20 protein-coding genes are annotated in these 19,670 nt (G+C 73.2%); 8 read left to right on the forward strand and 12 right to left on the reverse strand.

The window, feature by feature from the left end:
• Positions 1-187: 187 nt before the first annotated feature.
• The 3 genes from rplT to infC all read right to left on the reverse strand — a co-directional run bounded on the left by rplT (position 188) and on the right by infC (position 1,642).
• Complete coding sequence (gene rplT, locus ACWCQS_RS27465) at positions 188-571, reverse strand: 50S ribosomal protein L20 (RefSeq protein WP_004002577.1); 384 nt, start codon at positions 569-571, stop codon at positions 188-190.
• Between the two features lie 98 nt (positions 572-669).
• Positions 670-864 (reverse strand): 50S ribosomal protein L35, encoded by a 195-nt coding sequence (gene rpmI, locus ACWCQS_RS27470; protein WP_003977225.1) that lies wholly within the window; start codon positions 862-864, stop codon positions 670-672.
• A gap of 115 nt (positions 865-979) precedes the next feature.
• Positions 980-1,642 (reverse strand): translation initiation factor IF-3, encoded by a 663-nt coding sequence (gene infC, locus ACWCQS_RS27475; RefSeq protein ID WP_078630469.1) that lies wholly within the window; start codon positions 1,640-1,642, stop codon positions 980-982.
• Between the two features lie 375 nt (positions 1,643-2,017).
• Here infC and ACWCQS_RS27480 point away from each other — a divergent pair, with 375 nt between their 5' ends.
• Positions 2,018-2,374: a DUF1844 domain-containing protein gene (locus tag ACWCQS_RS27480; RefSeq protein WP_361250467.1), complete on the forward strand. Its 357-nt coding sequence runs from the start codon at positions 2,018-2,020 to the stop codon at positions 2,372-2,374.
• An 18-nt stretch (positions 2,375-2,392) separates the two neighbouring features.
• Here ACWCQS_RS27480 and ACWCQS_RS27485 read toward each other — a convergent pair whose 3' ends face one another.
• Complete coding sequence (locus ACWCQS_RS27485) at positions 2,393-3,124, reverse strand: SseB family protein (RefSeq protein WP_451006931.1); 732 nt, start codon at positions 3,122-3,124, stop codon at positions 2,393-2,395.
• Between the two features lie 129 nt (positions 3,125-3,253).
• Between ACWCQS_RS27485 and ACWCQS_RS27490 the strand changes: the two genes are divergently transcribed.
• A complete protein-coding gene (locus tag ACWCQS_RS27490) occupies positions 3,254-4,207 on the forward strand; it encodes a serine hydrolase (RefSeq protein ID WP_451006932.1) in 954 nt (317 codons plus the stop codon).
• A gap of 34 nt (positions 4,208-4,241) precedes the next feature.
• On the opposite strand, the gene mycP is transcribed toward ACWCQS_RS27490, so the two are convergent.
• Together mycP and ACWCQS_RS27500 are read right to left on the reverse strand one after the other, a co-directional pair.
• Complete coding sequence (gene mycP, locus ACWCQS_RS27495) at positions 4,242-5,438, reverse strand: type VII secretion-associated serine protease mycosin (protein WP_451006933.1); 1,197 nt, start codon at positions 5,436-5,438, stop codon at positions 4,242-4,244.
• Positions 5,435-6,718 (reverse strand): hypothetical protein, encoded by a 1,284-nt coding sequence (locus ACWCQS_RS27500; RefSeq protein WP_451006934.1) that lies wholly within the window; start codon positions 6,716-6,718, stop codon positions 5,435-5,437. Before ACWCQS_RS27500 ends, mycP begins: the two co-directional genes overlap by 4 nt.
• Positions 6,719-7,626: 908 nt before the next feature.
• On the opposite strand from ACWCQS_RS27500, the gene ACWCQS_RS27505 reads away from it, so the two are divergent.
• On the forward strand, positions 7,627-8,829 hold the full coding sequence (locus tag ACWCQS_RS27505; RefSeq protein WP_451006935.1) for an amino acid deaminase/aldolase: 1,203 nt from the start codon (positions 7,627-7,629) through the stop codon (positions 8,827-8,829).
• Positions 8,830-8,838: 9 nt separating this feature from the next.
• Here ACWCQS_RS27505 and ACWCQS_RS27510 read toward each other — a convergent pair whose 3' ends face one another.
• From ACWCQS_RS27510 to ACWCQS_RS27520, 3 genes are read right to left on the reverse strand one after another with little or no spacing between them, the layout of a single operon-like run.
• Positions 8,839-9,621, reverse strand: a complete 783-nt coding sequence (locus tag ACWCQS_RS27510; RefSeq protein ID WP_451006936.1) for a 3-oxoacyl-ACP reductase — start codon at positions 9,619-9,621, stop codon at positions 8,839-8,841.
• On the reverse strand, positions 9,618-10,991 hold the full coding sequence (locus ACWCQS_RS27515) for an aldehyde dehydrogenase family protein (RefSeq protein WP_451006937.1): 1,374 nt from the start codon (positions 10,989-10,991) through the stop codon (positions 9,618-9,620). Before ACWCQS_RS27515 ends, ACWCQS_RS27510 begins: the two co-directional genes overlap by 4 nt.
• A gap of 23 nt (positions 10,992-11,014) precedes the next feature.
• Positions 11,015-12,373, reverse strand: a complete 1,359-nt coding sequence (locus ACWCQS_RS27520; protein WP_451006938.1) for a glutamine synthetase family protein — start codon at positions 12,371-12,373, stop codon at positions 11,015-11,017.
• Between the two features lie 95 nt (positions 12,374-12,468).
• On the opposite strand from ACWCQS_RS27520, the gene ACWCQS_RS27525 reads away from it, so the two are divergent.
• Complete coding sequence (locus tag ACWCQS_RS27525; protein WP_451006939.1) at positions 12,469-13,221, forward strand: FadR/GntR family transcriptional regulator; 753 nt, start codon at positions 12,469-12,471, stop codon at positions 13,219-13,221.
• Between the two features lie 52 nt (positions 13,222-13,273).
• Positions 13,274-13,960 carry a gamma-glutamyl-gamma-aminobutyrate hydrolase family protein gene (locus tag ACWCQS_RS27530; RefSeq protein WP_451006940.1) on the forward strand — a complete coding sequence of 229 codons (687 nt, stop codon included), beginning with the start codon at positions 13,274-13,276 and terminating at the stop codon, positions 13,958-13,960.
• Positions 13,961-14,026: 66 nt separating this feature from the next.
• Here ACWCQS_RS27530 and ACWCQS_RS27535 read toward each other — a convergent pair whose 3' ends face one another.
• Entirely contained in the window at positions 14,027-14,950 is a 924-nt protein-coding gene (locus ACWCQS_RS27535; protein WP_451006941.1) for a LysR family transcriptional regulator, read from the reverse strand.
• Positions 14,951-15,109: 159 nt separating this feature from the next.
• On the opposite strand from ACWCQS_RS27535, the gene ACWCQS_RS27540 reads away from it, so the two are divergent.
• Entirely contained in the window at positions 15,110-16,183 is a 1,074-nt protein-coding gene (locus tag ACWCQS_RS27540) for a TDT family transporter (protein ID WP_451006942.1), read from the forward strand.
• Here ACWCQS_RS27540 and ACWCQS_RS27545 read toward each other — a convergent pair.
• Positions 16,095-16,814: a helical backbone metal receptor gene (locus ACWCQS_RS27545; RefSeq protein WP_451006943.1), complete on the reverse strand. Its 720-nt coding sequence runs from the start codon at positions 16,812-16,814 to the stop codon at positions 16,095-16,097. The genes ACWCQS_RS27540 and ACWCQS_RS27545 overlap by 89 nt on opposite strands.
• On the reverse strand, positions 16,814-17,383 hold the full coding sequence (locus ACWCQS_RS27550; RefSeq protein ID WP_451006944.1) for a helix-turn-helix domain-containing protein: 570 nt from the start codon (positions 17,381-17,383) through the stop codon (positions 16,814-16,816). Before ACWCQS_RS27550 ends, ACWCQS_RS27545 begins: the two co-directional genes overlap by 1 nt.
• Positions 17,384-17,779: 396 nt before the next feature.
• Here ACWCQS_RS27550 and ACWCQS_RS27555 point away from each other — a divergent pair, with 396 nt between their 5' ends.
• Complete coding sequence (locus tag ACWCQS_RS27555) at positions 17,780-18,715, forward strand: 5'-3' exonuclease (protein ID WP_451006945.1); 936 nt, start codon at positions 17,780-17,782, stop codon at positions 18,713-18,715.
• Positions 18,716-18,821: 106 nt separating this feature from the next.
• Positions 18,822-19,667: a siderophore-interacting protein gene (locus ACWCQS_RS27560; protein WP_451006946.1), complete on the forward strand. Its 846-nt coding sequence runs from the start codon at positions 18,822-18,824 to the stop codon at positions 19,665-19,667.
• Positions 19,668-19,670 lie beyond the last annotated feature (3 nt).

The following is a 19,670-nucleotide window of genomic DNA, read 5'->3' on the forward strand; positions in this document are numbered from 1 at the left end:
CCTTCGGGAAATTCATCTGTTCGTGGCGCCGGCGGGTCTCGGCGCCACGAACAGGGGCGCGGGGAACTGCGCGAGCGACCACGGACGCGCCCGCAGCCGAACGAGCACCTTACGGACGCCAACAACAGGACCCGCAAGCCGTAAAGCCTGCGGGTCCAGTGAGCGTCGGCTCAAAGCCGGCGCAGCGTCACGCGGCCTTGGGCGCGTTGACGTCCGACGGCAGCGCCTTCTGCGCGACCTCGACGAGAGCGGCGAAGGCGCCCGCGTCGTTCACGGCCAGCTCGGCCAGGATCTTGCGGTCGACCTCGACGTTCGCGGCCTTCAGACCCTGGATGAAGCGGTTGTAGGTGATGCCGTTGGCGCGGGCAGCGGCGTTGATGCGCTGGATCCACAGCTGACGGAAGTCGCCCTTGCGCTTCTTGCGGTCGTTGTAGTTGTAGACCAGCGAGTGGGTGACCTGCTCCTTGGCCTTGCGGTACAGACGCGAACGCTGACCGCGGTAGCCGGAGGCCTGCTCGAGGATCGCCCGGCGCTTCTTGTGGGCGTTGACTGCCCGCTTGACGCGTGCCACTTGTTAACTCCTTGTAGCGGGGTCGTGGTGGTCCTCACACGACCCGGAAACGATTCGGTCCCGGTCCAGACGCACGGCGCTCAGTCGGCGCCGTCGTGTCACTTGCCGAGAAGCTTCTTGATCTTCGCGGCGTCGCCCGGGGCCATCTCGGCGTTGCCGGTGAGGCGACGCGTGACGCGGGACGACTTGTGCTCGAGCAGGTGGCGCTTGCCGGCGCGCTCGCGGAGCACCTTGCCGGAGCCGGTGATCTTGAAGCGCTTGCTGGCACCGCTGTGCGACTTGTTCTTCGGCATAGCGCCGTTATCTCCTCGTCGGTGGCGCTCCGGTGCCCGGTCGCGAAACCGGGCACGGTGGAGCGTCGCTCTCTTCTGTCGGTTACATCCTCGGGGACCTGGGGTCCCCCGGGGATCACGCCTCGGCGGGCTCCTCGGCGGACGCCTCAGCCTCGGCAGGGTTCTGCGAACGACCGGGGTTGGCCTTCGCCTCCGCCTTGCGGGCTTCCTGCGCCTGTCGGGCCTCGGCCATGGCCTCGGTCTTCTTCTTGTGCGGACCGAGGACCATGATCATGTTGCGGCCGTCCTGCTTCGGGTTCGACTCGACGAAACCGAGGTCCTGGACGTCCTCCGCGAGGCGCTGCAGCAGTCGGTAGCCCAGCTCGGGACGGGACTGCTCGCGACCACGGAACATGATCGTGATCTTGACCTTGTCGCCCTGCTTGAGGAACCGTACGACGTGACCCTTCTTGGTGTCATAGTCGTGCGGGTCGATCTTCGGCCGGAGCTTCATCTCCTTGATGACCGTGTGCGCCTGGTTCTTGCGCGCCTCACGGGCCTTCATGGCCGACTCGTACTTGAACTTCCCGTAGTCCATGAGCTTGCACACGGGCGGACGGGCGTTCGCCGCGACCTCGACCAGGTCCAGGTCGTACTCCTGCGCAAGCTCCAGTGCCTTCGCGAGCGGGACAATGCCCACCTGCTCGCCACTGGGACCGACAAGTCGCACCTCGGGAACGCGAATCCGGTCGTTGATGCGGGGCTCGGCGCTGATGGATCCTCCTCGGTAGCACCACACGGCGGTCTGGCGGACAGCCGCGTATGTCTGTTCGTTAGACCTAACCGCGCCGAAGCACAAAAAATGCCCCGGACGATCACAGGCGGGGCTCCAATGACTACCGGAGCACCGCCGCGGTGACCGCGGGGCGCACTTTCGGGCGACTCCATCGTCCGTACGGAACGATGGTGGCCGCCTGACCGGGTGACCCGCCGTCCCGAGGGACGGTCAGGTGGGAGATCGGAGCCTCCACTTGTGGGCTGGGCACGCACTGCTGTCCAGCCGGTCGTTACAAAAGGTTAGCAGCACCGACGGGGAAGGGCTAATCGAAGCACACCCACGGTCTCCGCCAGGGCTCTCCCGGGGCGCTCCGGCGCACCGCTTATCGTGTGGGGCATGAGTGAGACCCCTCCTGAGAACCCCGACTTCGACGCGATGACCCGCGATATCGCCGAGGTCCCCGCCGTCGAGGTGATCGTGACGGTCGCCGTCAACCTGATGAGCGCCGCCGCCGTGAAGCTCGGGCTGAGCGAGGAGGGCGAGAAGCACAAGGACCTGGACGAGGCCCGCAAGCTGATCACCGCGCTCGCCGGCCTGCTGGACGCGAGCACGACCGAGATCAGCTCCTTCCACGCGGCGCCGCTGCGCGACGGTCTGAAGTCGCTGCAGCTGGCGTTCCGCGAGGCGTCGATCGTCCCGGACGAGCCGGGCCAGGGGCCGGGCGAGAAGTACACCGGCCCGGTCTACGGCTGACCGAGGGCCGTAGCTCTACTACCCGCGTACGTACAGGGGCTCGCCCGGAGGCGTGGTCCCGGCCGGCAGCAGTGCCAGGTCGAGGCCGCGCACCAGGCGGGCCCTCAGCGTTTCGTCGGCGGCGAGCCGCTCGGCGACCGCGCGAGCGGCCTCGGCGGGCGGGGCGGCCGGGTCGAGGACCAGGGCAAGGGTGCCGTCGGCCTGCCCCGGCCCGAGGTGGGCGCGCAGCACGGCGGGCTCCGCCGCCACGGCCGTACGGACGGCCTCGACGACGGCCGGGTCGGCGAGCGGGTCGGTGCTGGTGCGGCCCTCGGCGAGGGCGAGCAGCGCCGGGCCGGTCAGCTCGAAGGGCACGGGCCCCGCGAGGTCCAGCACGACCGTGTCGGCCTTCTCGTGGGCGGCGGCCTGGAGCGCTTGGTGCAGGGGTACGGCGACCGGGCGGGCCGCGGGATCCCAGCGGGCGAGGGAGTCGGTGGAGGTGAAGGCGGGCAGGGCGGTGCGGTCGCCGGCCTTCAGGGTGGGTACGGCCATGTCGCTGGTCTTCTCGCGACGCAGCCCGTTCTCATCCACCTCGGCCTCGCCCAGCACGGCGACCACCGGGACCAGCAGGCGGGCGCCCTTGAGCGCCTCCAGGACGGGCCCGAGGGCGCCGCGGTCCTCGGCCCAGGCGGCGAGCGCGGCACTCAGCCGGGGGTCGGCGGAGCCGTCGTCGTCGGAGAAGCCGGGGTCGGGAATGTTCTTGTTCGCCACGGTCACCGACCCTATAGGCACCTCGCCGGACCGCTGCACGGGAGCCTTCACAGGGCTCTCAGCCTTCCCTGAGCCCCGTCTCATGTCCGTCCAACGCGGTGCACAGTCGCCGGCCCGAGCATCGCGGCCATGGAGTCCCCCAGAGCCCGCCGCCGTCGTGCGCGCCCGTCCCGGTGCCGTCCCCTTCTGTACACCGCTCTCGCCGCAGTCGCCGTGGGCGGGGTGACGGCCGGCGGCACGGCCTATGTGAAGGCGCGGGCGCATCCGGGCACGGCGGCCGTATCGTCGGCGGCGACGCCCTCGGCCTCCTCCTCGGCCGGGGCGGGCGAGGAGGCCTCGGTGGAGCCCGTGACGGAGCCGGCGGTGGACCGGAAAGCGCTGCTGGGCAAGGCGCTGACGGCGGTGAGTGTGCCGTCGGGCGCGCAGGTGTCGGCGGCGGTGCTGGCGGTGGACTCCGGGGAGAGCGCCGCGTACGGCGACGCGGCCTTCGACACGGCGAGCATCGTGAAGGTCGACATCCTGGCCGCGCTGCTGCTCCAGGCGCAGGACGCGGGCCGGCGGCTGACGGCGGCCGAGCAGGCGTACGCCACGAAGATGATCGAGAACAGCGACAACGCCTCCGCCACGGTGCTGTGGCACACCATCGGGCGAGCGGACGGCCTGGACGCGGCGAACAAGCGCTTCGGGCTGACCGCGACCTTTGGCGGCGAGGGTGAGCTGTGGGGGCTGACGCAGACCACGGCTGCGGACCAACTCGTCCTGCTCCAGCAGGTGTTCGGCGAGGACTCCAGGCTGAGCGCGGCCTCCCGGACCTATGTGCAGGAGCTGATGAAGTCGGTCGAGGCGGACCAGCGGTGGGGGGTGTCGGCCGCCGCGGAGGGCAACTCCTCGGCGTTGAAGAACGGTTGGCTGGCGCGCAGCACGACGGGGCTGTGGGACGTCAACAGCATCGGACGGATCACGGTGGACGGCACCGACTATCTGGTGGCGGTGCTGTCGAAGGGCACGCGGACACAGGCGAAGGGCATCACGCTGGTGGAGGCGGCGGCGAAGGCGGCGGTGTCGGCGTTCGCCGGTGAGTGATCCGGCTCCCGGTGCCAAGTGATCGGGGTGCGCCTCAGAGCCGCTGCCTGCGCCCCCGCCACAGCACCACGCCCGCCACCAGCAGGACCCCGCCGGTACCGCCCGCCAGGGGGCCCGCCCAGTCGGCGGTCGAGGACGTGGCCCTGGGGGCGTCCGGACCTGTGCCGAAGTACTTCTTCCCGTACGACACCGCGCGCAGGCTCTGCGGCCGGAGCCGCTCGGCAGCCCGCAGTGCCGCCGCCGGGTCGATCATGCCGAAGCCCCGGGAGTCGTCCCGGCCGCCGACCGGCGCGTCCCGGGCCGTGTCCTCCAGGAGCTTCTTGATCTGGGCCGGGGTCAGTTCGGGGTGGGCGGCCTTGACCAGGGCCGCGGCGCCGGAGACGAAGGCGGAGGCGGCCGAGGTTCCCCAGCCCTCGTAGTACTTGTGGTCGGGGTCGGCGATCACCACGTCCACGCCGGGCGCGCTGACCGCGGCGTACCAGCGGCGGGTCGAGAAGGAGGCGCGGGTGCCGTAGCGGTCCACCGCGGTCGCGGCTATGACGCCCGGGTAGGCGGCCGGGTAGGAGACATGGTCGCCCTTGTCCCCGCCGTTGCCCGCGGAGGCGACGACCACCACGCCTTTCTTCAGGGCGTACTGCACGGCCTCGTCCTCGCTGGGCTCGGGGTGCGCGGAGTTCGAGTCGTCACCGAGGGAGAGGTTGATGACGTCGGCGCCGTGGTCGGCGGCCCAGCGGATGCCCTCGGCAAGGGCGTTGCCGCGGCTGGTACGGGCCTTGGCGCGGGCGGGGTCGCCGTCCTCCAGGATCACCCGCACGGGCAGGATCTTCGCCTCCGGAGCGACGCCCATGACACCGGCGCCGTCGCCGGGGCCGTGGCCGTGCCCGGCGATGATGCCGGCCATGGCGGTGCCGTGCCGGGCCCAGTCGCGGTCGCCCTGCCTGGCCCCGAAGCCGATCATGTCCTTGGCGGGCAGGACGTTGCCGGCGAGGTCCGGATGGTCGGCCTCGACGCCGGTGTCCAGGACGGCGACGGTGACGCCCCGGCCCTTGGTGGTCCGCCAGGCCTCGTCCAGGTGCAGCGCGGACAGGCCCCACTGCTGGGCGCGGATGCCGTCGGCGTGGGCCGTGGTGGCCGGCGCCAGGGCGAGGGCGCCGGCGAGCAGCAGGCTCAGCGCCGCGCCGGCGGGTTCCACACGGTGGCGGCCGCGTATCGACTGCCTCGATCGCCTCATGAAGGTTTCTCCGTGGCCGTGCCGATGCTCTGGCGCAGGCGCCGTTCGATGCGGTCGGCCAGGCCCTGGGCCTCGTTGCCGAGTCCGGCCTGGGCCGGTGCGGTGGTGGCGCCGGCGCTGACGGCGTCGGCGGCGGGCTGGGGCACGTCGGCGCTGCGGCCGTCGGCCCAGCCGGAGACGGCGTAGGCGACGACGGGGGCGTCCGTGAGGACGGAGATGGTCCAGGAGGCCCGCTGCTTGTCGCCGAAGCCGGCCGCGGCGGTGCCCTTGGCCGCGTACGGCCGGGGCATCAGGTCGGCACGCCGGTCCAGGCGCTCGGCGCGGAACTGGTGGGCGAGCGCGGACATGCCGGCCGGGTCGGCCTTGGTGAACAGCAGGCCGACGGTGGTGACATAGCTCTGGGTGGCGTCGGTGTAGGTGGCGCGCAGCAGGCGCCGGCAGCCGACCGGGGCGAGCACCTTGGCCAGCAGCGGGTCGAAGGCGTGCGCGCAGCCGGTGTCCGGGGCCACGGCGATCCTGGTCCAGGCGCGGTCGGCGCCGCCGGGTCCGGCGCCGGTGCCCTGGACGGTGGGCGGGAACAGCTGGTCCACGGGCATGTCGTGCCAGAGCGCCCCGGCGGTGGCGAAGTGGTCGCCGGAGGCGTCGTCCCCGCCGTCGTCGGTGAGCCAACTCCCGGTCACGGCACCGCCGATGAGCCCGAGACCGAGCACGAGACAGGCGGCAGCGGCGGCGGTACGAGGGCCGATGCGGTGCCATGTCCGCCCGCCGAACGGCTCGCTGTCCCCGGCCGCCATGACGGGCCGCGCGGCCGGAGAGCTCCAGGACAGCGCCGGGTCCGGCGACGACACGGGCGGTGGCGGGCCGACGGGATACGCCGGCGCCATGGGGCTCCAGGCGCCCGTCTCCGGGCGCCCGGCGGACACCGTGGAGGGGGACGCGGAGGCGGTACGGCGTTCTCCGCCCGACCCGCCGGAGGACCGGCCGGGCGCGGCGGCGGGGCGCGGCGCGTTCGGGGCGTCGGTGACCGGGCGGAGCCGGGCCGTCGTCTCCGAGGGGGTGACCGGGCGGCGCGGGGCCGTCCCCGACGCGGTGACCGGGCGGAGCCTGGCCGTCGTCTCCGTGGGGGTCTCGACCGGGGCGCCCGGCCGCCGGGACTCCCGTCCGGGGCGGTGCGCATCGCGCCCTGTGCTCGGCGGCGCGTCGGGGAACCTGGCCGAGGCCGGCGGCGGAGGCGGGCTCACCGGTGCCCCGGCCGCGGGCACGACGGGACGCGGCCCCACGGGCCGACGCCCTTGCCCGGCACTTGGACCAGGGTCTTCGGGGAACGGCCGGCCCTCTGCTGCCGCGGCCTCACCGGACGGCGAGCCGTCGGCGGCGCGCCGCGAGTCACTGGCGGCAGGCCGCCCGACGGAACGCGAGTCACTGGCGGCAGGCCGCCCGACAACAGGCGCGCCGTTGCCCGCGGACGGCCCGGCGGAGCGGGAGCCGCTCCCCGCAGAGCCCGCGGCAGAAGGCGAGCCCGTGCCCGCAGCCCCTCGGGCCGACTCCCCTGTGCCCGAAGCAGAGGCCCTGCCCGTGAGCCCAGCCGCCGACGCCCGGGCATCGCCTCTGGTGGTCCCCGCCAAGGACCGGCCATCGCCCATGAAGCCCCCGCCCGAAACCCGGCCTTCGCCTCCGGCTGACCCCACCGAAGACCGGCCCTCACGCACATGGCCCCCGGCCGACGGCCTGCCCTCGACCGGGGCGGCCCCCGAAGAAGCGCCCTCCTCGCCTGCCGCGCCCCCGGTAGCCGGGCGAGTGGCGCGCGGGGTGAAGACCGACGGCTCGTCGTCGGGGTCGTCCGGCGGGGTGGACGGGCGGGGCGGGACCGCGGGGCGCGGCGGGATGGGGGCGTGGCGCGCTTCCGTGCTCATGCACCCCCCGTTTCCTCGTGCCCGGGCCCGTCCTCGCGTACGCGGGCCGCTGCGCTGCTCGGCCGCGCCCGGCGCCAAAGCTCCGTCCCGGGCACGCATACCCGTACGTCCGGACCCGCATCCCGGTTCAGGTGAAGCGGCCGGGCGCGTTCCGCCGTACGTGCGCGTCACTCTACGGGTTGTCCGGGCCGGAACCAGAACCAGTCCGGAGCACCGGGGCATCTGCCCGGAACGTCCCCCTACCCTGCGGTAATCCTGTCTGGCAGGCTTCCGTCATGACTGCGCGCGCCGCCGACCGGGCCCGTTACGACCGGGCCACCGCCCATCTCGACGCCCCTCTCGCGATCGTGGACCTGGACGCCTTCGATGCCAACGCGGCCGATCTCGTCCGCCGGGCCGCCGGCAAGCCGGTCCGGGTCGCCAGCAAGTCGGTTCGCTGCCGGGCCCTGCTGGAGCGCGTCCTGGCGATGGACGGCTTCCAGGGCATCATGTCGTTCACCCTGGCCGAGTCGCTGTGGCTCGCCCGCTCCGGGTTCGGCGACGTGCTGCTGGCCTATCCGTCCGCCGACCGCGGCGGTTTCGCGGAACTGGCCGCCGATCCCAAGCTCGCCGGTGCGGTGACCGTGATGGTGGACGATCCCGCGCACCTCGACCTCATCGACGCCGCCCGCGACGGCGGACGAGAAGTGGTGCGAGTCTGCCTGGAGCTGGACACCTCGCTGAAGCTGCTCGGCGGCCGGGTCCGGGTCGGGGCGCGGCGCTCTCCGCTGCGCTCCCCCGCCCAACTCGCCGACCTGGCCCGGTCGGTGGCCCAGCGCCCGGGCTTCCGGCTGGTCGGGATCATGGCGTACGAGGGGCACATCGCGGGCGTCGGGGACGCGGTGGCCGGGCGGCCGCTGAGGTCCCGGGCGATCCGGCTGATGCAGGCGGCGGCGCGCCGGGAGCTGGCCGAGCGGCGGGCCGCGGTCGTGCGCGCGGTACGGGCCGTCGTACCGGACCTGGAGTTCGTCAACGGCGGCGGCACGGGCAGTGTGCAGCACACCGCCGCCGAGGACGCGGTGACCGAGATAGCGGCCGGTTCGGGGCTGTACGTGCCCCGGCTCTTCGACAACTACACCTCGTTCACCGGCCGTCCGGCCGCCCTGTTCGCCCAGCCCGTCGTACGGCGCCCGGGAGTCGGCGTGGTCACCGTGCTCGGCGGCGGCTACCCGGCCTCCGGCGCCGCCGGCCCGGACCGGCTGCCGGTGCCGTACCTCCCCGAGGGCCTGAAGTACGACCCCCAGGAGGGCCCCGGCGAGGTGCAGACCCCGCTGCTCGGCTCGCCCGCCGACGATCTGCTCATCGGCGACAGGGTGTGGTTCCGGCACGCCAAGGCGGGCGAGTTGTGCGAACGGTTCGAGGCGCTGCACCTCGTCGAGGGCGACGAGGTGACAGCGACCGTGCCCACCTACCGGGGCGAGGGGCAGACCTTCCTCTGACCGGACGGCCTACAGGGGCGTGACGTACGCGCCCGCGATTCCGCCGTCCACCAGGAAGTCGGTGGCGTTGACGAACGAGGAGTCGTCGCTGGCCAGGAAGGCGACGGCGGCGGCGATCTCCTCGGCCTCGGCGAACCGGCCGACGGGGATGTGCACCAGGCGGCGGGCCGCCCGCTCCGGGTCCTTCGCGAACAGCTCCTGCAGCAGCGGGGTGTTGACCGGGCCCGGGCACAGGGCGTTCACCCGGATGCCCTCCCGGGCGAACTGCACACCCAGTTCGCGGGACATGGCCAGCACGCCGCCCTTGGAGGCCGTGTACGAGATCTGGGAGGTGGCCGCGCCCATCCGTGCCACGAAGGACGCGGTGTTGATGATGGAACCCTTGCCCTGGCGCCGCATGTAGGGGATGGCGGCCTTGCAGCACAGGTACACGGAGGTGAGGTTGACCTCCTGGACCCGCTTCCACGCCTCCAGGCCGGTCTCCAGGATGGAGTCGTCGTCGGGCGGGGAGATGCCGGCGTTGTTGAAGGCGACGTCGACGCTGCCGTAGGTGTCGTACGCCGCCTTGAACAGCGCCTCGACCTGCTCGGGGTCGGTGACGTCGGTCTTCACGAAGAGCCCGCCGACCTCGTCGGCGACGGCCTTGCCGCGGGCCTCGTCCACGTCCGCGCAGACCACGTGGGCGCCCTCGGAGGCGAGCCGGCGGGCGGTGGCGAGGCCGATGCCGCTGCCGGCTCCGGTCACGACGGCGGTACGGCCGACCAGGCGGCGGCAAACACTGTTGTCGGTCACTGTGCGGGGCCCTCCGTGCTGATGAAGACGTTCTTGGTTTCGGTGAAGGCGGTCAGGGCGTCGGGGCCCAGCTCCCGGCCGAGGCCGGACTGCTTGAAGCCGCCGAACGGGGTCCAGTAGCGGACGCTGGAGTGGGAGTTGACGGACAGGTTGCCCGCGCGGACGGCCTGGGAGACGCGCAGGGCGCGGCCGAGGTCCCGGGTCCACAGGGAGCCGGAGAGGCCGTAGGGGGTGTCGTTGGCGAGGCGGATCGCGTCCTCCTCGTCGGTGAAGGGGAGGAGGACGGCGACCGGCCCGAAGATCTCCTCGCGGGCCGCCGCGCCGTCGTGCCGCTCGCCGGTGAGGACGGTCGGCGGGAACCAGAAGCCGGGGCCGTCGGGGGTGCTGCCGCGCAGGGCGGGGGCGTCCTCGGGGACGTACGACCGCACGCGGTCGAGTTGCTGACGGGAGATCAGCGGGCCCATCTGGGTCTTCTCGTCGGCGGGGTCGCCCACCACGACGGAGGCGAGGGCGTCGGCGAGGAACTCGCGGGCCTCGTCGAGGACCGTCTCCTGGACCAGGATGCGGGTGCGGGCGCAGCAGTCCTGGCCGGAGTTGTCCAGGAAGGAGAAGGGGTCGAGGGCGCAGGTGAGGTCGGCGTCGGCGAAGACGATGTTGGGGCTCTTGCCGCCGAGTTCGAGGGTGACCGGCTTGACCAGCTTCGCGCAGCGCTCCATGACCTCGCGGCCGGTGCGGGTGGACCCGGTGAACACGATCTTGGCGACGTCCCGGTGGTCGACGAGGGCACGTCCGGCGGTGTGGCCGTAACCCGGCAGCACCTGGAAGACGTGCTCGGGCAGGCCCGCCTCCAGGGCGAGTTCGGCGAGGCGGAGCGCGGTGAGCGGGGTGGTCTCGGCGGGCTTGAGGACGACCGCGTTGCCGGCCGCGAGCGCCGGGAAGGAGCCCCAGGCGGCGATCGGCATCGGGAAGTTCCAGGGGGCGATCACGCCCACGACACCCAGGGGCTCCTGGAAGGTGACGTTCCAGCCGCCGGGCACCGGGATCTGCCTGCCGAGGAGGCGTTCGGCGCCGCCGGCCGAGTACAGCAGCAGGTCGCGGGCGTTGCCGGCCTCCCAGCGGGCGTTGCCGAGGGTGTGGCCGGCCTCGCGGACCTCCAGCCGGGCGAGTTCCTCGGTGTGGGCGTCGACCACGTCCGCGAAACGGCGCAGCAGCCGGGCCCGGTCGGCGGGGGCGAGGGCGGCCCACCCCGTCTGGGCGCGTGCGGCCCGTACGACGGCGGCGGCGACGTCCTCCTCGCTCGCGGCGGGGACGGCGGCGACGACCTCTTCCGTGGCGGGGTTGAGGACCTTCAGCTCGTGCGGGTCGGACACGTGATGACCTTTCACCGGCGTTGTCACAGGCGTTCGAAGGAGCGGCGCAGCTCCCAGTCGGTGACGGCGGCGTCGAAGGCCTCCAGCTCGACGCGCGCCATGTTGCGGTAGTGCGCCACGACCTCGTCGCCGAAGGCCGCCTTGGCGATGGGGCTGTTCTCCCACAGCTCGGCGGCCTCGCGGAGCGTCGTCGGCACGTGCTCGAAGTCGGCGGTGTAGGCGTTGCCCGGGCACGGCTCGGGCAGCTCCAGCTGCTGCTCGATGCCGTACAGGCCGGCCGCGACCAGACCGGCGACGGCGAGGTACGGGTTCACGTCCCCGCCGGGGAGGCGGTTCTCGAAGCGCAGGGAGCGGCCGTGGCCGACCACGCGGAGGGCGCAGGTGCGGTTGTCGTGGCCCCAGGCGACGGCGGTGGGGGCGAAGGAGCCCGGCTGGAACCGCTTGTAGGAGTTGATGTTCGGGGCGTACAGGAGCGAGAAGTCGCGCAGCGCGGCGAGCTGTCCGGCGAGGAAGTGCCGCATGACCTCGGACATTCCGTCGCCGTCGGCCATGGCGTTGGTGCCGTCGGCGTCGGCGAGGGAGAGGTGGATGTGGCAGGAGTTGCCCTCGCGCTCGTTGTACTTGGCCATGAAGGTGATCGAGACGCCCTCCTGGGCGGCGATCTCCTTGGCGCCGGTCTTGTACAGCGCGTGCTGGTCGCAGGTGACGAGGGCCTCGTCGTAGCGGAAGGCGATCTCGTGCTGGCCGGGGTTGCACTCGCCCTTGGCGGACTCGACGGTGAGACCGGCGCCGGCCATGTCGTTGCGCAGCCGGCGCAGCAGGGGCTCGATGCGGCCGGTGCCGAGGATGGAGTAGTCGATGTTGTACTGGTTGGCCGGGGTGAGGCCCCGGTAGCCCGCGTCCCAGGCCTGTTCGTAGGAGTCCTTGAAGACGATGAACTCCAGCTCGGTGCCGACCTGGGCGGTGTAGCCGAGTTCGGCGAGCCGCTCCAGCTGGCGGCGCAGGATCTGGCGGGGCGCGGCGACGACCGGGGAGCCGTCGTTCCAGGCGAGGTCGGCGACGAGCAGCGCGGTGCCGGGATGCCAGGGGATGCGGCGCAGGGTGGCGAGGTCGGGGCGCATGGCGAAGTCGCCGTAGCCGCGGTCCCAGGAGGACATGGCGTAGCCGTCGACGGTGTTCATCTCGGTGTCGACGGCCAGGAGGTAGTTGCAGCCCTCGGTGCCGTGCCGCAGCACTTCGTCGAGGAAGAACCGGGCGGCGAACCGCTTGCCCTGCAGCCGCCCTTGCATGTCGGGGAAGGCCAGGACGACAGTGTCGATCTCACCGCTCGCGACGAGGGCGTGCAGTTCCTCGACGCCGAGCGGGGGTGTGCGGTCTGCCACGGGAGAGCCTCCTTCGGCGCCTTCGCGCTTTTTCGGCCGGGCCGGGAGCCATAAGGTATTGCTCAGGACCATTGCTTGGGAAGGGGGTACGGCGGATGTCGCGGGAGACGGAATGGCCGGGGGCGCATACGCCGGGAGTCGTCGACCGGCTCGCTCCGGTGCTGCGGCCGGTGCGGGCGGGCAACGGCTTCGAGGAGGCGCTGGAGCAGATCCTCCAGGTCGTGCGGCTCGGGCTGGTGCCGGGCGGGGAACGGCTGCCGGCCGAACGGGAGCTGGCGGAACGGCTCGGGATCAGCCGGGTCACGCTGCGCGAGGTGCTGAAGGTGCTCACGGACCAGGGGCTGGTGGAGGCGCGGCGCGGGCGCTACGGAGGAACGTTCGTCCTGCCGCGCGCGGACGCCGGCGGCGAGGACGAGCTGCGGCGGCGGATCGCCGAGGTCGACATCGAGGACGTGCTGCGGTTCCGTGAGGTGCTGGAGGTGGGTGCGGCCGGGCTGTGCGCGGCGCACGGGCTGACGGACGAGCAGGCGGACCGGCTGCGCGAGGCGCTGGCCCGCACGCACGACGCCCCGCTGGCGGACTATCGCCGGCTGGACACCCTGCTCCACCTGACCCTCGCCGAGCTGTGCGGGTCCCCCTCCCTGACCGCGCAGTACGCGGCGGTCCGGGCCACGGTGAACGACCTGCTCGACTGCATCCCGCTGCTGGTGCGCAACCTGGAGCACTCGCAGCGCCAGCACACCGCACTGGTCGAGGCGGTGCTGGACGGGGACGCGGACGGCGCGCGGGAGATGATGCGGGAGCACTGCGCGGGCACGGCGGCGCTGCTGCGGGGCTTCCTGGCGTAAGGCGGTTCTGGAAAGGTATGGACGTAAACCTTTGGCTTCCGGGGAGGGCGGCATGACGGCACGACCGCTGATCGGCATCAGCACCTATCTGGAGTCCGGCGCGCGCTGGGGCGTGTGGGAGCTGGACGCGGCTCTGCTGCCGGCGGGCTATCCACGGCTGGTGCAGCGGGCCGGCGGGCTGGCTGCGATGCTGCCGCCGGACACACCCGAGGGCGCGGCGGAGACGGTGGCCCGGCTGGACGGACTGGTGATCGCGGGCGGCCCGGACGTGGACCCGGCCCGGTACGGCGCCGAGCGCGAGCCCCGTACCGGGCCGCCCGCTCCGGCCCGCGACGCCTGGGAACTCGCCCTGATCGAGGCCGCGCTGAACGCCGGAACGCCGGTGCTGGGCATCTGCCGGGGCATGCAGCTGCTGAACGTGGCGCTCGGCGGCACGCTGGTCCAGCACCTGGAGGGACACGCGGAGGTGGTCGGCGTGTTCGGCGGCCACCCGGTGAAGCCGGTACCGGGGACCCTGTACGCCGGGATCGCCCCGGAGGAGACGACCGTGCCCACCTACCACCACCAGGCCGTGGACCGGCTCGGCGCGGGACTGGTGCCGTCGGCCTACGCGGCGGACGGCACGGTGGAGGCGGTCGAACTGCCGGCGGACCGGGGCTGGGCCCTGGGCGTGCAGTGGCACCCCGAGATGGGCGAGGACCTGCGGGTGATGTCGGCGCTGGTGACAGCCGCTTCCTGAGTCACAGTCCGGCGGTTCCGGGTTCGTTCAGGGCGAGCGACCCCGGCCCCGGCCGAGCCGCGCCCGTCACCCCCGCGTCAGCGACAGCAACTCCCGGGCCGGGCCGGTGGGCCGGTGTCCGGTCGGCCAGACCGCTCGCAGCTCGCGGTGCAGGGACACGCCCTCCACCGGGATGCTGACCAGGCGGCGCATCGCCAGCTCCTCCCCCACGGCCAGCTCGCTGAGCACCGAGGGCCCCGCGCCGCTGACCGCCGATGCCTTGACCGCCGTGGTGGAGGACAGCTCGATCAGCGGGCGGGCGAGGCCGCCGAGCGCCGCGTCCAGGACCTGCCGGGTGCCGGAGCCGCGCTCGCGGAGGATCAGCGGGGTGCCCGCCAGCTCCTGCGCCGTCACCGGGCGCCGGCGGCGGGCCCAGGGATGGCCGGGCGCGGCGACGACGATCAGCCGGTCACGGGCGATGACGGCGGAGTCCAGACCCGTGGGGACGGACAGGCCCTCCACGAACCCGAGGTCCGCCTCCCCGGCCAGCAGGAGTTCCGCCACCTTCGCCGAGTTGCCCGCGAGCAGCGACACGGCCGTGTCGGGCCGCCCGGCGTGCAGCGCGAGGAGCCAGCCCGGGAGCAGGTACTCGGCGATGGTCATGCTCGCCGCGACCCGGAGGCGCGAGTCCCGCCGGTCCCGCAGCGCCCGCGCACCCGCGTCGAAGGCCGCGGCCGCCTCCACGACCCGGCGGGCCCAGTCCGTCACCAGGGCGCCCGCGTCCGTGAGCCGGGAGCCGCGGGGCGAACGGTCGACGAGGGCCACGCCCAGTTGCCGCTCCATGGAGCGGATCCGGCTGCTGGCGGCGGGCTGGGTGATGCCGATCTCACGCGCCGCCGCCCCGAGACTGCCCAGCCGCGCCACCGCCAGCAGCAGCTCCAGCGCCGCCAGGTCAGGCACCCGGTGTGCCAGTGATGCCGTGTGCTCCTGCCGCCCCTCCACGTCACTCATAAGACCAGCTTATGCCCTGATAGAAGGGAACTCCCTGGTCAGGCCGAGGCGGGAGCGGCACGGTGAAGCCATGGTCACCGCAGCCCAGCCCTTGTCCACCGCCGCTGTCCCACGTGCCGCCGGGTCCGGCACCTGGGCCCCAACTGGTACTCCGCCGTCATGGGCACCGCCATCCTCGGCTCGGCCGGTGTCGCGCTGCCCGCACCCGCGGCAGCTCTGCGCGACGTCTTCGCCGGGGCCTGGGCGCTGTCCCTGATCATGCTGGTGGCCCTGCTGACGGCCCGGGCCGTGCACTGGACCCGCCATCGCGACCAGGCCCGCGCCCATCTCCTGGATCCGGCCATGGCCCCCTTCTACGGCTGTCTGTCGATGGCCCTGCTGGCGGTCGGCGGCGGTGCCGTGACGGCGGGGCAGGAGGTGGTCGGCACCGGCACGGCCGTCGCCCTGGACTCCGTACTGTTCAGCGCGGGTACGGCCGTCGGGCTCGCGGCCGCCGTCGCCCTGCCGTACCTGATGGCCGTACGACACCGCGTCCAGCCCGCCCAGGCCACCCCGGCCTGGCTGCTGCCCCTGGTCGCACCCATGGTGTCGGCCGCGCTCGGCCCGCTGCTGGTACCGCATCTGCCGGCGGGCCAGCCCCGGGAGACCCTGCTGCTGGCCAGCCTCGCCCTGTTCGGGCTGAGCCTGCTCGCGACGCTGCTGATGCTGTCCCTCGTCTTCGCCCGGCTGGTCACCGGCCCGCTGCCGCTCGCGCTCACCCCGACCCTGTTCCTGGTCCTCGGCCCGCTCGGGCAGTCCACCACCGCGGTCGGCAAGATCGCGGACGCGGCACCCGGGGTCGTACCGCCCCTGTACGACCGCGGCCTCGCCGTCTTCGCCGTCCTCTACGGCGTGCCGGTCATGGGGTTCGCGCTGCTGTGGCTGGCGCTGGCGACCGCGCACGTGGTGCGGGCCCGCCGGCGGGGCATGGGGTTCGCGATGAGCTGGTGGGCCTTCACCTTCCCGGTGGGCACGTGTGTCACCGGCGCGATGGCGCTCGCCCGGCACACCGGTCTCGTGGCCTACGACGCGCTGGCCGTCGCCCTGTACGCCCTGCTCGCCGCAGCCTGGCTGGCGGCCGCCGCCGGCACCGTACGCGGCCTGCTCAGCGGCGAGCTGCTCGCAGCGCCTCGGACAGCACCCGTGGCGCCTCGGACAGAGACGGTCCGTACCAGGTCAGGTGCCGCCCGCTGACCAGGGCGCAGGGCAGGCCGGGAAAGGCCTCCGGGCCGTCCTCGGCGGTGAAGCGGTAGGGCTCGTCGGGCAGCACCACCAGCTCCGGGGCCGCGGCGCACAGCTCGTCCAGCGGGACGCGGGGGTAACGGTCGGGGTGACCGGCGTACAGGTGGTCCACACCGAGCCGGGCCAGGACATCGCCGGCGAACGTGTCCCGGCCGAGGACCATCCAGGGCCGGCGCCAGATCGGTACGACCGCGGTCCTGCGCTCGACCGGCTCCGGCAACGCCTCCCAGGCCGCCTCCGCCTCCTCCAGCCAGCGGGGCCGCCCCTCGGCACCGCACGCGGTGAGCACCCGGTCCAGCTCGGCGAAGGCCTGCGGCACGTTGCGCACCTCGGTGACCAGCACAGCGAGGCCTGCGGCGCGCAGAGCGTCGAGGTCCGGGGCGCGGTTCTCCTCCTCGTTGGCGATCACCAGGTCGGGGTCGAGGGCGAGGATGCGGTCGAGCTTGGGGTTCTTCGTCCCGCCGATCCGGGTGACCTCCAGGTCGGCCGGGTGGGTACACCAGTCCGTGGCCCCGGCCAGCACCCCGGGCAGCGTCCCGGCCACCGCCTCGGTGAGGGACGGGACCAGCGAGACGACCCGCACTACCGGGACCGGTCCTGAACGGCCTCGATGTGCTCGGCGACCGCCACCACGATCACCCGGGTGTCCGGCACCGTCGCCCGCCAGCGATGACGTACCCCACCGGTCAGATAGAGCGTGTCGCCTCGCCCGAGGCGATACGCGCGCCCCTCGGCCTCTATCTCCACCGCGCCGTCGGCGACGTACATCAGCTCGTCGTTGCGGTGCTGGAACTCGCGGCCGGCGTCATGGTCGCCGGTGAACTCGGAGGCGTGCAGCTGATGGTGGCCGCGCACCAGGGAGCGGGTCCGGGGGTGGAAGTCGCCCTCGGCGACCTGGTCGGCGCGGACGACGTCCACGCTGGCGGCCGGGTCGGCGGCGGCGAGGAGTTCGACGGCCGTGGTGCGCAGGGCGTCGGCGAGCTTCTCCAGCGAGCTGCGGCTGGGGCGGGCCCGGTCGTTCTCGACCTGGCTGAGGAAGGGCACCGACAGACCGCTGCGCTCGGCCACGACGGCGAGGGTCAGTTCCAGGGCACGACGACGCCGCCGCACGGCCGCGCCCACCCGCACGGGCTGCTCTTTGTGGTCGCCCATCGCTCCGGCTCCCTCCCTCGCTCGTCGTGCCGCTGTCCGGGTGCCCGGGTCGGGACACACCTCTTCTGATGACTTCTCTGCACCCTACGCATGTTCGGCAAACCGTTTCACGCGGCTGTCACATACCCGACATGCCGCCGAGCCGCCACCCTCACGGTTCGCGCCAGCGTGACGGGGCCTCGGGCCGGCTCCGGGCGGCCTCCGGAGCGGGGGCGAATACGCCGACCAGCAGCGGCGGGGGCTCGAGTCGGGGCCAAGGGTCGTCACGGACCGTGGTTGGCCGGATCCTTGCCGTACCCGGTGCAGCGCGCCTGAAGTACCGAAGACACCGCGAGGGACCCTCCCGGAGAGCTCGCCGACCGGGTGGCTGTCGGTGCCGTACGGCATGATGCGAGCGTGACCGGACGACTCATGCTGCTCGACACCGCATCGCTGTACTTCCGCGCCTATTTCGGCGTCCCGGACTCCGTGAAGGCGCCGGACGGCACGCCCGTGAACGCCGTGCGCGGACTGCTGGACTTCATCGACCGGCTGGTCAGGGACCACCGTCCGCAGCACCTGGTGGCGTGCATGGACGCCGACTGGCGGCCGCAGTGGCGGGTGGACCTCATCCCCACCTACAAGGCGCACCGCGTCGCCGAGGAGCACGAGGACGCGCCGGATGTCGAGGTGGTGCCGGACACCCTCTCTCCGCAGGTGCCGGTCATCGAGGAGGTGCTGGACGCGCTCGGCATCGCCCGGGTCGGCGTCGCGGGGTACGAGGCGGACGACGTGATCGGCACGTTCACCGCGCGCGCCGACGGCCCGGTGGACATCGTCACCGGCGACCGCGATCTGTACCAGCTGGTGGACGACGCGCGCGGGATCCGGGTGCTGTATCCGCTCAAGGGCGTCGGCACCCTGCAGCTGACCGACGAGGCGGTGCTGCGCGAGAAGTATGGCGTCGACGGGCGGGGGTACGCGGATCTGGCGCTGCTGCGCGGCGACCCGAGCGACGGCCTGCCCGGCGTGGCCGGCATCGGCGAGAAGACGGCCGCCAAGCTGCTGGCAGAGTTCGGTGACCTGGCCGGGATCATGGCGGCGGTCGACGAACCGGGGGCGAAGCTGACGCCGTCGCAGCGTAAGCGGCTCACCGAGGCGGGCCCGTATGTCGCGGTCGCGCCGAAGGTGGTGCGGGTGGCGGACGACGTACCGCTGCCGGACGTCGACACGGCCGTGCCGCGGGCGCCGCGGGACCCGGCGGCCCTGGAGCAGTTGGCCGAGCGGTGGGGGCTCGGCGGCTCCCTGCAGCGGCTGCTGGCCACACTCGCCGCGCGGTCGGCCGGAGTCTGACCGGAATATTCCGGCAAAGGGCTCCCCGCGGGTGTCCGGGAAAGAGGTGTGACCGCAGGGCGAGATGCTAACTTAGGTAAACCTAACCATCTTGCAGGAGGTCGTGATGGCAGAGAGTCCGGTACGAAAGCCGCGCAAGCCCCGCACCGCCCACGTGGTCCGCACCGAGCGGCTGACCCCGCACATGCAGCGTGTGGTGCTCGGCGGCGAGGGTCTTGCCGACTTCGAGGCGGACACCTGCACCGACCACTATGTGAAGCTGCTCTTCGGCCCCGAGGGCGTGACCTACCCGGAACCCTTCGACCTGGAGCGGATCCGCGCGGAGTTCCCGCGGGAGCAGTGGCCGGTGACCCGGACCTACACCGTGCGCGCCTTCAATCCCGAACTCCGCGAGCTGGCCCTGGACTTCGTCGTCCACGGCGACGAGGGCCTGGCCGGCCCGTGGGCATGCCGGGTGCGGCCGGGTGAGGCCGTGCGCTTCATCGGCCCCGGCGGTGCCTACGCCCCCGACCCCGCGGCCGACTGGCATCTGTTCGCCGGTGACGAGAGCGCGCTGCCCGCGATCGCACGGTCCCTGGAGGCGCTGCCCGCCGACGCCCGCGCCCATGCCTTCGTGGAGGTGTCCGGCCCCGAGGAGGAGCAGAAGATCGACTCCGATGTGGCGGTCGTCTGGCTGCACCGTGGGGACCGGCCGGTCGGCGAGGCACTGGTGGAGGCCGTACGCGCCCTTGAGTTCCCCGAGGGCCGGGTGCACGCGTTCGTGCACGGCGAGGCGGGCTTCGTGAAGGAACTGCGCCGGCTGCTGCGGGTCGAGCTGAACATCCCGCGCGAGGACCTGTCGATCTCCGGCTACTGGCGCCTGGGCCACAACGAGGACGGCTGGCAGGCCTCCAAGCGGGAGTGGAACGCCCGTATCGAGGCCGAGCAGGAGAGCGGCGCGGCGGCGGCCTGAGCG

Source organism: Streptomyces sp. NPDC002076 (assembly GCF_053593835.1).